Here is an 11,460-nt window from a genome sequence, read left to right as displayed (position 1 = left end):
CCGACCAATCCTCGGAAATCGCCCGTCAGACCAGCGAAGGCATGCAGGTGCAGTTCCGCGAAATCGACCAGGTCGCCACAGCGTCAAACGAAATGAGCGCCACCGCCCACGAAGTCGCCAACAGTGCGTCGAACGCGGCCAACGCGGCTAAAGGTGCGGATCAATCGGCGCGCGATGGCATGTCGATCATCGAGCGCAGCACCCGCGACATCAATCAACTGGCCGACGAAGTCAGCAAGGCTGTGACTGAAGTCGAGGCGCTGGCGGTGAACAGCGAGCAGATCGGTTCGGTGCTGGAAGTGATCCGCAGCATTGCCGAACAGACCAACTTGCTCGCCCTCAACGCGGCGATCGAAGCGGCCCGTGCCGGCGAAAGTGGTCGCGGGTTTGCCGTGGTGGCCGACGAAGTGCGCAACCTGGCCAAACGCACCCAGGACTCGGTGGAAGAAATCCGCGTCGTGATCGAGCGCATCCAGACCGGCACACGCGGCGTGGTGGCCACCATGCATTCGAGCCAGACCCAGGCCCACAGCAACGCCGGACAGATCCAGCAAGCGGTCCAGGCCTTGAGCAAAATCAGCGACGCGGTCACCGTGATCAGCGACATGAACCTGCAAATCGCCAGCGCCGCCGAACAGCAAAGCGCGGTGGCCGAAGAGGTCAACCGTAACGTCTCGGCGATCCGCACCGTCACCGAAACCCTGACCGGCCAGGCCACCGAATCGGCGCAGATCAGCAGCCAGCTCAACTCGCTGACCACCCACCAGATGAAATTGATGGATCAGTTCCGGGTGTAACAGCCACAGCCCTGTAGGAGCGAGGCTTGCCCGCGAAGGGAGCGCTGCGGTTTTCAGATAGACCGCATTATCGTTCTTCGCGGGCAAGCCTCGCTCCTACAGGTTTCATCCGCTTCATCACCTGTTTGATCTATGCTCGGGCTCTCGTTCCGGAGGGCCTTCGATGACTGGTTTACTCACGTCCATTCAAGCCGCGCTTGGCTTGTCTCACACGCCAATTCCCTTTACGTCGAGCGGCGCCCTGCCCTCGGCGTTTGCCGTCACTGATCTGGCCTGTGCCAGCATCGCCGCCGCCGGTCAGGCAGTCAGCGAATTACTGCAACAACACACCGGTCGCTTGCCCAACCTTGAAGTCGACCGCCGCCTGGCCTCTTTCTGGTTCGCCACCTCGATCCGCCCCGTGGGCTGGAGCGTTCCGCCGCTGTGGGACCCGGTGGCCGGGGACTACGCGACCCAGGACGGCTGGATCCGCTTGCACACCAACGCGCCGCATCACCGCGCCGCCGCCGAAAGCGTGCTCGGCACTTGTGCCGACCGTGCGGCGATGGCGAGCAAGGTTGCGCAATGGGCGAAAACCGATCTGGAACAGGCCGTGGTCGATGCCGGCGGCTGCGCCGCCGAGATGCGCAACTGGGCACAATGGCAGGCGCATCCCCAGGGCCTGGCGGTGAACGCCGAGCCGTTGATTCAGTTCAGCGCCGGCAGCGGTCAACACGCGAAACCCTGGAAAGGTTCTGTGGCGCAACCGTTGGCAGGCATCAAGGTGCTGGACTTGACCCGCGTGTTGGCCGGTCCCGTCGCCAGTCGTTTTCTCGCCGGCCTCGGCGCCGATGTATTGCGCATCGACCCACCGACCTGGAACGAACCCGGCGTGGTGCCCGAAGTCACGTTGGGCAAACGCTGCGCACGGCTGGACCTGCACAACAACGATGATCGAGCGGTGTTCGAAAGCCTGCTCAAGGACGCCGATATCGTGCTCCACGGCTACCGCGCCGACGCACTGGAAAAGTTGGGTTACGGTGTCGCCGAGCGGGAAAAACTGGCGCCGGGCCTGATTGATGTGTGCCTCAACGCCTACGGTTGGAGCGGCCCGTGGCGTAACCGCCGTGGCTTCGACAGCCTGGTGCAGATGAGCAGCGGCATTGCCGACGCGGGCCGGCAGTGGAAGAAAGCGGACAAACCGACGCCGCTGCCCGTTCAGGCGCTGGATCATGCGACCGGGTATTTGATGGCGGCTGCGGCGATCACGTTATTGGGACGGGGTGGGTCGGCCAGGTTGTCGTTGGCGCGAACGGCGAAATTGTTGATTGAAAACGGTGCCGGGACGGATGAGGCGCTGCGAGCTGAAGATGAAAATGATCAGGGGATGTTGATCGAGCAAACGCCTTGGGGGCCGGCGCATCGGCTTCATATGCCTTTGAAAATCACCGGCACACCGTTGCAGTGGACACTTCCGGCTTCGGAATTGGGTGCCCATCGCGCGCAGTGGTGGTGACCGTCAGATAGCTATCGCGAGCAGGCTCGCTCCCACATTGGATCTGCGTCGAACACAAAACCTGTGGGAGCGAGCTTGCTCGCGATGGGGCCAGAACACTCAATACAAAACCGGTGCCAGCCGCCACCTCACAACGACAGCAACCCGCTGTACAACCCATACGCCGCCAGCCCCGCCCCGCTGATGACGCAGGTAAAAATCCCTTTCTCGAGATGGGTAAACAGCGGCTCGCCTTGCTCTCGCTTGGCCTTGGCAAACAAGATCACCCCCGGCGCATACAACAACGCCGACAGCAGCAGATATTTCACCCCGCCCGCATACAACAACCACACCGCGTAACCCAGGGCGATGCCGCCGATCATCAGGTCCTTGGTCCGCTCGGCCGATGCGTGCTCGTAGGTTTCGCCGCGTCCGCTCAACAGCACCGCATACGCTGCCGACCACAGATACGGCACCAGGATCATCGACGACGCGAGGTAGATCAGGCTGGTGTAAGTGCCTGCCGAAAACAGCGTGATCAGCAGAAAAATCTGGATCATTACGTTGGTCAGCCACAGCGCATTGACCGGTACATGGTTGGCGTTTTCCTTGGTCAGAAAGGCCGGCATGGTCTTGTCTTTAGCCGTGGCGAAAAGGATTTCGGCGCAAAGCAGCGCCCAGGACAACAATGCACCCAACAGCGAAATCGCCAGGCCGATGCTGATCAGCAGCGCCCCCCAAGGACCGACAATGTGCTCCAGCACCGCCGCCAGTGACGGGTTTTGCAGGGTGGCCAATTCCGGCTGGCTCATGATCCCCAGGGATAACACGTTCACCAGCACCAATAACGCCAACACGCCGAGAAAACCGATCACCGTTGCCCGGCCGACGTCCGAGCGTTTCTCCGCCCTGGCCGAGTACACACTGGCGCCTTCAATGCCAATGAACACGAACACGGTGACCAGCATCATGTTGCGCACCTGCTCCATGACACCGCCGAAATTCGGGTTGCTGCTTCCCCAGATATCGCGGGTGAAGACGTCCGCCTTGAAGGCCACGGCGGCGATGACGATGAACATGATCAGCGGCACGATCTTGGCCACGGTGGTCAGCTGGTTGATGAACGTCGCCTCCTTGATCCCGCGCAGCACCAGAAAATGCACGGCCCACAGCAGCACCGAGGCGCAACCGATGGCGATCGGCGTGTTGCCCTGGCCAAACACCGGAAAGAAATAACCGAGGGTACTGAACAGCAACACGAAATAACCGACGTTGCCCAGCCAGGCGCTGATCCAGTAACCCCAGGCGGATGAAAACCCCATGTAATCGCCGAACCCGGCCTTGGCGTAGGCGTACACCCCGGAATCGAGTTCGGGTTTGCGATTGGCCAGGGTCTGGAACACGAAGGCCAGGGTCAGCATGCCGACCGCAGTGATCGCCCAACCAATCAATATCGCCCCGGCATCGGCACGCGCCGCCATGTTTTGCGGCAAGGAAAAAATCCCGCCGCCGATCATCGAACCGACGACCAGGGCGATCAGCGCACTGAGGCGAAGCTTTTGCGTCGTTTGCACCATCTTGCGTCCCTTTTTTACGGCATGGCCATTGAGGCATAACTTTAACTAAATGGATAACGGGTTTAAGCGTTTATTAACTAACGGAAAATAACGCCTTCTATTTATAGCCGATAATTCTATGGGATCGGTGTGTAACAGTTTTGTATGTCAATTTTGATAAATCCATTCCACACCGAAAACAGATGACAAAATTGGCAGAAAGCCAAAACCGGACTAAGGTCAAAATTCAAAAGTGCTATGCATCATTCACGCCTGAACTGGCCGAAGCCTCTGGAAAGGGCTTTTCCAGCGATATCCTTATGCCCGTAAAAGTTTCATAAGTCTTTCATTAACAATGGAATGTGTCGATGTACTGATCTATGTCAGATGTCTGAATAGCTAACAGCATTAATCTGCTGTCTCTTTTCTCCTGCATTGGAGGTCATGCAATGTCTGAATCCCCCGGTAAACTGAAACTCGGCGCACTTGTGGCGCTGGTTGTCGGCTCAATGATTGGTGGCGGGATCTTCTCTTTACCGCAAAACATGGCCGCCAGTGCCGATGTCGGTGCCGTGCTGATCGGTTGGGCGATTACCGCGGTCGGCATGCTGACCCTGGCCTTCGTGTTCCAGACCCTCGCCAACCGCAAGCCTGACCTGGACGGCGGTGTCTACGCCTACGCCAAGGCCGGTTTCGGCGACTACATGGGGTTTTCATCCGCCTGGGGTTACTGGATCAGTGCGTGGCTGGGCAACGTCGGTTATTTCGTGTTGCTGTTCAGCACCCTCGGCTATTTCTTCCCGATCTTCGGCGAAGGCAACACCGTCGCTGCGGTGATCGGCGCGTCGGTGCTGCTCTGGGGCGTGCATTTCCTCGTGTTGCGCGGGATCAAGGAAGCGGCGTTCATCAACCTGGTGACCACCGTCGCCAAGGTCGTGCCACTGGTGCTGTTTGTGCTGATCGCGATTTTTGCCTTCAAACTGGACATCTTCACCGCCGACATCTGGGGCCTGAAAAACCCGGACCTGGGCAGTGTGATGAACCAGGTGCGCAACATGATGCTGGTCACCGTGTGGGTGTTCATCGGCATTGAAGGCGCGAGCATTTTCTCGGCCCGGGCAGAAAAACGCAGCGACGTCGGCAAGGCCACCGTGATCGGTTTTATCACAGTGTTGCTGTTTCTGGTGCTGGTGAACGTGCTGTCGCTGGGCATCATGACCCAACCGGAACTGGCCAAACTGCAGAACCCGTCGATGGCCGCGGTGCTGGAACACGTCGTCGGTCCATGGGGCGCCGTGCTGATCAGCGTCGGCCTGATCATCTCGCTGCTCGGGGCGCTGCTGTCGTGGGTGCTGTTGTGTGCGGAGATCATGTTCGCCGCCGCCAAGGACCACACCATGCCGGCGTTCCTGCGCAAGGAAAACGCCAAACAGGTACCGGTCAACGCCTTGTGGCTGACCAACGCAATGGTGCAGCTGTTCCTGGTCATCACCCTGTTTTCGGCCAGCACTTACCTGTCGCTGATCTACCTGGCCACCTCGATGATTCTGGTGCCGTATCTGTGGTCCGCGGCTTATGCCCTGCTGCTGGCGGTACGTGGCGAGAGCTATGAAAACGCTGCGGCCGAACGTCGCAAAGACCTGTTCATCGGTGCCGTCGCGTTGATTTACGCGGTCTGGCTGATCTATGCCGGCGGCGTCAAATACCTGCTGCTCTCCGCCCTGCTCTATGCCCCCGGCGCGATCTTGTTCGCCAAGGCCAAGATGGAGCTCAACAAACCGGTTTTCACCAACGTCGAGAAGCTGATTTTCGCCGCTGTTGTCGTCGGCGCCCTGGTGGCGGCCTACGGCCTGTATGACGGCTTCCTGACCCTGTAACACTCGACTCATTTGTCATCTGGAGGATCACTGTAATGACCACCGAAAAAGTTAAGTACGGCGTCCATTCCGAAGCCGGCAAACTGCGCAAAGTCATGGTTTGCTCCCCAGGCCTGGCCCACCAGCGGCTGACTCCGAACAACTGTGACGAACTGCTTTTCGATGATGTGCTGTGGGTGGCCCAGGCCAAGCGTGACCATTTCGACTTCGTCACCAAGATGCGCGAACGCAACGTCGATGTGCTGGAAATGCACAACCTGCTGACCGACATCGTTGCCATCCCCGAAGCCCTCGACTGGATTCTGGAACGCAAGGTCGCCGCCAACTCGGTCGGCCTCGGCCTGATCAACGAAGTGGGTTCGTGGCTGCGTAGCCTGGAACCGCGGCATATCGCCGAGTTCCTGATTGGCGGTGTCTCCGCCGATGACCTGCCGGACAGCTTCGGCGGCAAGACCATCCAGATGTTCCGCGACTTCCTCGGCCACTCCAGCTTCATTCTGCCGCCGCTGCCCAACACCCAGTTCACCCGCGACACCACTTGCTGGATCTACGGTGGCGTGACGCTGAACCCGATGTACTGGCCGGCGCGACGTCAGGAAACCCTGCTGACCACTGCCATTTACAAATTCCACCCACAGTTCACCAACGCCGATTTTGAAATCTGGTACGGCGACCCGGACCAGGATCACGGCAGCGCCACCCTGGAAGGCGGCGACGTGATGCCCATCGGCAACGGTGTGGTGTTGATCGGCATGGGCGAACGTTCGTCACGACAGGCCATCGGCCAACTGGCGGTGAACCTGTTCAAGCACAACGCCGTGGAGAAAGTCATCGTCGCCGGCCTGCCGAAGTCCCGCGCAGCGATGCACCTGGACACCGTGTTCAGCTTCTGCGACCGCGACCTGGTGACGATTTTCCCGGAAGTGGTAAACCAGATCGTAGCCTTCACCCTGCGCCCTGACGACAGCAAGCCGGGCGGCATCGACATCCGCCGCGAAGAAACCAACTTCCTCGACACCGTCGCCAAGGCCCTCAACCTCAAGGCGCTGCGCGTGGTGGAAACCGGCGGCAACAGCTTCGCTGCCGAACGCGAGCAATGGGACGATGGCAACAACGTGGTGGCCGTGGAGCCCGGCGTGGTGATCGGTTATGACCGCAACACCTACACCAACACCCTGCTGCGCAAGGCCGGTGTAGAAGTCATCACCATCAGCGCTGGCGAACTGGGGCGCGGCCGTGGCGGCGGCCACTGCATGACCTGCCCGATCATTCGTGACCCTATCGACTATTAATTTTTATGCCCTGCTTCGCGCTCATAAAGCGCGAAGCAGGCGGATAACCGAAACCCAAGGAGATCCAAAATGGCTTTCAATATGCGCAACCGCAGCCTGCTCTCGCTGATGCACCACACCACTCGCGAGCTCAACTACCTGCTAGACCTGTCCCGCGACCTCAAGCGCGCCAAATATACCGGCACCGAGCGTCCGCACCTGCAAGGCAAAAACATCGCGCTGATCTTCGAAAAAACCTCGACCCGCACCCGTTGCGCCTTCGAAGTCGCGGCCCATGACCAGGGCGCCCACGTCACCTACATCGACCCGGTGTCGTCGCAGATCGGCCACAAGGAAAGCATGAAAGACACCGCCCGCGTGCTGGGGCGGATGTTCGACGCCATCGAGTACCGGGGCTTCGAACAGGAAATCGTCGAAGAGCTGGCCAAGTTCGCCGGCGTACCGGTGTTCAACGGCCTGACCGCTGAATTCCACCCGACACAAATGATCGCCGACACCCTGACCATGCGTGAGCACAGCGACAAGCCGCTGCACGACATCAGCTACGCCTACCTGGGCGACGCCCGTTACAACATGGGCAACTCGCTGCTGATGATCGGCGCCAAACTCGGCATGGACGTGCGCATCGCCGCGCCCAAAGCCTTGTGGCCGCACGCTGATTTCATCGCCCAGTGCAAAGCCTTCGCTGAGGAAAGCGGCGCACGCATCACCATCACCGAAGACCCGAAAGTAGCGGTCAAGGGCGTGGACTTCATCCACACCGACATCTGGGTGTCGATGGGTGAGCCGGTAGAAGCGTGGGACGAGCGCATCGAGCAACTGCTGCCGTACCAGGTCAACGCCGCGATGATGAAAGCCTCCGGCAACCCGCGGGTGAAATTCATGCACTGCCTGCCGGCGTTCCACAACAGCGAAACCAAGGTCGGCAAGGACATCGCCGCACGCTATCCGCACCTGGCCAACGGCGTGGAGGTGACTGAAGAAGTCTTCGAATCGCCGGCCAACATCGCCTTCGAGCAAGCGGAAAACCGCATGCACACCATCAAGGCGATCCTGGTGTCGGCGTTGGCGGATATCTAACGGCCCACCCGGCTCTCCCGGCTGGAACAAAGCCCCTGTGGGAGCGGGCCTGCTCGCGATAGCGGAGTAACAGTCAACGTCTCTGTTGAGTGTTAAATAGTCATCGCGAGCACGCTCACTCCCACACTGATCGGGTTTCACCTGGGAGACCGAGTCACCTCATTTAGAAGGACTGCATTATGCGTATCGTCGTTGCTCTGGGCGGTAACGCCCTGCTCCGCCGTGGTGAACCCATGACCGCGGACAATCAACGCGCCAACATCCGGATCGCCACTGAACAGATCGCCAAGATTTATGCTGGCAACGAACTGGTGATCGCTCACGGCAATGGCCCGCAAGTCGGGTTGCTGTCGTTGCAGGCCGCCGCTTACACCTCGGTTTCGCCTTATCCGCTGGACGTACTCGGCGCCGAAACCGAAGGCATGATCGGCTACATCATCGAACAGGAACTGGGCAACCTGCTGGACTTCGAAGTGCCCTTCGCCACCTTGCTGACCCAGGTCGAAGTCGACGCCAACGACCCGGCGTTCCAGAACCCCACCAAACCCATCGGCCCGGTCTACGCCAAGGCCGAAGCGGAAAAACTTGCCGCCGAAAAAGGCTGGGCGATTGCCCCGGACGGCGACAAATACCGTCGCGTGGTGGCCAGCCCGAGACCGAAACGCATCTTCGAAATCCGCCCGATCAAATGGTTGCTGGAAAAAGGCAGCATCGTGATCTGCGCGGGCGGTGGCGGCATCCCGACGATGTACGGCGCCAGCGGCAAACTGCAAGGCGTGGAAGCAGTGATCGACAAAGATCTGTGCTCGGCGCTGCTGGCCGAACAGCTGGAAAGCGATCTGCTGGTGATCGCCACCGACGTCAACGCCGCCTGCATCGACTTCGGCAAACCGACCCAGAAAGCCATCGCCCGAGCCCACCCTGACGAAATGGAAAAACTCGGCTTCGCCGCCGGCTCCATGGGACCGAAGGTGCAGGCCGCCTGCGAGTTTGCCCGCCATACTGGAAAAACCGCGGTGATCGGTTCACTCTCGGACATCGAAGCGATCGTCCAGGGCACGGCCGGCACGCGCATCAGCACGGCGACACCTGGCATTACTTATTTATAAGGAGAAACGTCAATGGCAACGTTCGCCCCCGGTCACTTGCACATCGAGCGCCACGCGCTGACCTCGGATGATGTCAGCTACAACCTGCACTTCGACTATGAGGTCAGCAATAACGACAAAGGGGAAAAAGGCATCCAGTTCACCATGCATGGCAGCATTCAGGGAAAGGATATGAGCGAAACCTTCTTTCTACCCAAGGTTGAGGCCTACAACTTCGCCAACAACATAACGAATATCGCCGAGAAGTACGGTATTCCAAGGACACACAGCCAGATCGGCTCGGTTCACAAAAATTACGACGAGGTATTTGAAGACATTCGGAAGAAGCTGGATATGAAATCCGGCGACCCGGTAGATCTCAAAAACTTTGAGTAGCCTGCGTCCCCTTGTGGGAGCGGGCCTGCTCGCGATGACGGACTTTCATTCGCTATGGATGCCGACTGAAAGACTGCGGCCCCACGACCTGTAGGAGCGAGGCTTGCCCGCGAAGCTTTTAGCGGTCTTGATGGCCTCTTCGCGGGCAAGCCTCGTTCCTGCAGGTTGAACACGTGCATTTCACCTGAGACCCGCCCCAAGGCATACTTGCCCCCCCTCCGCTCGCCAGATTGAAAACCGCCCCATGCGTATCCACGTCAGCTTCATCGACCGCGTCGGCATTACCCAGGAAGTCCTGGCCCTGCTCGGTGGGCGTAATCTCAATCTGGATGCGGTGGAAATGGTCCCGCCCAACGTGTACATCGACGCTCCGACCCTGAGCCCGGAAGTGCTCGAAGAGCTGCGCGATGCGTTGCTCAGCGTGCGCGGCGTGCAAGCGATGACGGTGGTCGACATCCTTCCGGGGCAACGGCGGCACTTGCAGCTCGATGCGCTGCTCGCCGCCATGACCGACCCGGTGCTGGCCCTGGACAGTGACGGCAAAGTGCTGCTGGCCAACCCGGCGCTGATCGCGTTGTATGGTCGCGAACCGGCCGGTGAAAGCGTCGCCGATCTGTTTGCCGACCCGGCGCTGCTTGGCGTATTGCTCGAAAACGGCTTCCGCCTGCCGCTGCGCGAGATCACCGTCAACGGCCAGACCCTGCTGCTCGACGCCACCCCGATCACCGACGCCGGCGCCCTGCTGACCTTGTATCAACCGAACCGCATCGGCGAACGCCTCTCGGCGCTGCACCACGACCATGCCGAAGGTTTCGACGCGTTGCTCGGCGAGTCCCCGGCGATCCGTACCCTCAAGGCTCGCGCCCAGCGCGTGGCAGCACTGGATGCGCCGTTGCTGATCCAGGGCGAAACCGGAACCGGCAAAGAACTGGTGGCGCGGGCCTGCCACGCCATCAGCGCCCGGCACGGTTCGCCGTTCCTGGCGCTGAACTGCGCCGCATTGCCGGAGAACCTCGCCGAAAGCGAACTGTTCGGCTACGCCCCTGGCGCCTTTACCGGTGCGCAACGGGGCGGCAAACCGGGGCTGATGGAACTGGCCAACCAGGGCACGGTGTTTCTCGATGAAATCGGTGAAATGTCGCCGTACCTGCAGGCGAAGTTGCTGAGGTTCCTCAACGACGGCAGCTTCCGGCGAGTCGGGGGTGATCGCGAGGTAAAGGTCAATGTGCGAATCCTCAGCGCAACTCACCGCAACCTGGAAAAAATGGTCAGCGAAGGTTCGTTCCGCGAAGACTTGTTCTATCGCCTCAACGTCCTGAATGTCGAAGTCCCGCCCCTGCGCGAACGCGGTCAGGACATCCTGCTGCTGGCGCGCTATTTCATGCAGCAGGCCTGCGCACAGATCCAGCGCCCGGTCTGTCGTCTGGCGCCGGGGACTTATCCTGCACTGCTGGGTAACCGCTGGCCGGGCAACGTGCGGCAATTGCAGAACGTGATCTTCCGTGCGGCGGCGATTTGCGAAAGCAGCCTGGTGGACATCGGCGACCTCGACATCGCCGGCACCTCGGTGGCGCGCCAGAGTGACAGCGATGTCGATAGCCTGGAGCAGGCGATGGAAGAGTTCGAAAAGACGCTGCTGGAAAAACTCTACGTCAGCTACCCCTCTACCCGGCAACTGGCCAGCCGCCTGCAAACTTCCCACACGGCGATCGCCCATCGACTGCGCAAGTACGGCATTCCCAATAAGCCGTGAGGCCGGATATACAATCTCCCAACCGACACAAAACAACTGTAGGAGTGAGCCTGCTCGCGATAGCGGAGTGTCAGTCGCTGCATCTGTTGACTGACACACCGCTATCGCGAGCAGGCTCACTCCTACAGAGGTTTGTGTCTGGCCTGA

General features: G+C 60.1%; 9 protein-coding genes. 8 read left to right on the top strand and 1 reads right to left on the bottom strand.

The window, feature by feature from the left end:
* Positions 1-41 precede the first annotated feature (41 nt).
* Together AB4N91_RS03910 and AB4N91_RS03905 are read left to right on the top strand one after the other, a co-directional pair.
* On the top strand, positions 42-797 hold the full coding sequence (locus AB4N91_RS03910) for a methyl-accepting chemotaxis protein (protein ID WP_412070806.1): 756 nt from the start codon (positions 42-44) through the stop codon (positions 795-797).
* Positions 798-960: 163 nt separating this feature from the next.
* Positions 961-2,292, top strand: coding sequence for a CoA transferase (locus AB4N91_RS03905; RefSeq protein WP_460112136.1), 1,332 nt, complete (start codon positions 961-963; stop codon positions 2,290-2,292).
* Positions 2,293-2,420: 128 nt separating this feature from the next.
* On the opposite strand, the gene arcD (AB4N91_RS03900) is transcribed toward AB4N91_RS03905, so the two are convergent.
* On the bottom strand, positions 2,421-3,848 hold the full coding sequence (arcD, locus tag AB4N91_RS03900) for an arginine-ornithine antiporter (protein ID WP_460112135.1): 1,428 nt from the start codon (positions 3,846-3,848) through the stop codon (positions 2,421-2,423).
* A gap of 428 nt (positions 3,849-4,276) precedes the next feature.
* Here arcD (AB4N91_RS03900) and arcD (AB4N91_RS03895) point away from each other — a divergent pair, with 428 nt between their 5' ends.
* The 6 genes from arcD (AB4N91_RS03895) to AB4N91_RS03870 all read left to right on the top strand — a co-directional run bounded on the left by arcD (AB4N91_RS03895) (position 4,277) and on the right by AB4N91_RS03870 (position 11,313).
* Positions 4,277-5,704: an arginine-ornithine antiporter gene (gene arcD / locus AB4N91_RS03895; protein WP_077748699.1), complete on the top strand. Its 1,428-nt coding sequence runs from the start codon at positions 4,277-4,279 to the stop codon at positions 5,702-5,704.
* Positions 5,705-5,739: 35 nt separating this feature from the next.
* Positions 5,740-6,996, top strand: coding sequence for an arginine deiminase (gene arcA, locus AB4N91_RS03890; RefSeq protein ID WP_460112134.1), 1,257 nt, complete (start codon positions 5,740-5,742; stop codon positions 6,994-6,996).
* Between the two features lie 69 nt (positions 6,997-7,065).
* Positions 7,066-8,076 (top strand): ornithine carbamoyltransferase, encoded by a 1,011-nt coding sequence (locus tag AB4N91_RS03885; RefSeq protein ID WP_154501449.1) that lies wholly within the window; start codon positions 7,066-7,068, stop codon positions 8,074-8,076.
* Positions 8,077-8,255: 179 nt separating this feature from the next.
* Positions 8,256-9,185: a carbamate kinase gene (arcC, locus tag AB4N91_RS03880; protein ID WP_010457419.1), complete on the top strand. Its 930-nt coding sequence runs from the start codon at positions 8,256-8,258 to the stop codon at positions 9,183-9,185.
* Between the two features lie 12 nt (positions 9,186-9,197).
* Positions 9,198-9,560, top strand: coding sequence for a DUF5064 family protein (locus AB4N91_RS03875; RefSeq protein WP_077748701.1), 363 nt, complete (start codon positions 9,198-9,200; stop codon positions 9,558-9,560).
* Between the two features lie 244 nt (positions 9,561-9,804).
* Positions 9,805-11,313, top strand: a complete 1,509-nt coding sequence (locus tag AB4N91_RS03870; RefSeq protein ID WP_077748702.1) for a sigma-54-dependent transcriptional regulator — start codon at positions 9,805-9,807, stop codon at positions 11,311-11,313.
* The last annotated feature ends 147 nt before the right edge of the window (positions 11,314-11,460 follow it).

The organism is Pseudomonas sp. H3_D04 (assembly GCF_054669175.1).
The sequence above is the reverse complement of the archived record's forward strand: the minus strand, read 5'-3'. Positions and strand labels throughout refer to the sequence as shown.

Coding starts and splice junctions, on each gene's coding strand:
- AB4N91_RS03910 (WP_412070806.1), top strand. CDS start 42: ATGCAGGTGCAGTTCCGCGAAATCGACCAGGTCGCCACAGCGTCAAAC.
- AB4N91_RS03905 (WP_460112136.1), top strand. CDS start 961: ATGACTGGTTTACTCACGTCCATTCAAGCCGCGCTTGGCTTGTCTCAC.
- arcD (WP_460112135.1), bottom strand. CDS start 3,848: ATGGTGCAAACGACGCAAAAGCTTCGCCTCAGTGCGCTGATCGCCCTG.
- arcD (WP_077748699.1), top strand. CDS start 4,277: ATGTCTGAATCCCCCGGTAAACTGAAACTCGGCGCACTTGTGGCGCTG.
- arcA (WP_460112134.1), top strand. CDS start 5,740: ATGACCACCGAAAAAGTTAAGTACGGCGTCCATTCCGAAGCCGGCAAA.
- AB4N91_RS03885 (WP_154501449.1), top strand. CDS start 7,066: ATGGCTTTCAATATGCGCAACCGCAGCCTGCTCTCGCTGATGCACCAC.
- arcC (WP_010457419.1), top strand. CDS start 8,256: ATGCGTATCGTCGTTGCTCTGGGCGGTAACGCCCTGCTCCGCCGTGGT.
- AB4N91_RS03875 (WP_077748701.1), top strand. CDS start 9,198: ATGGCAACGTTCGCCCCCGGTCACTTGCACATCGAGCGCCACGCGCTG.
- AB4N91_RS03870 (WP_077748702.1), top strand. CDS start 9,805: ATGCGTATCCACGTCAGCTTCATCGACCGCGTCGGCATTACCCAGGAA.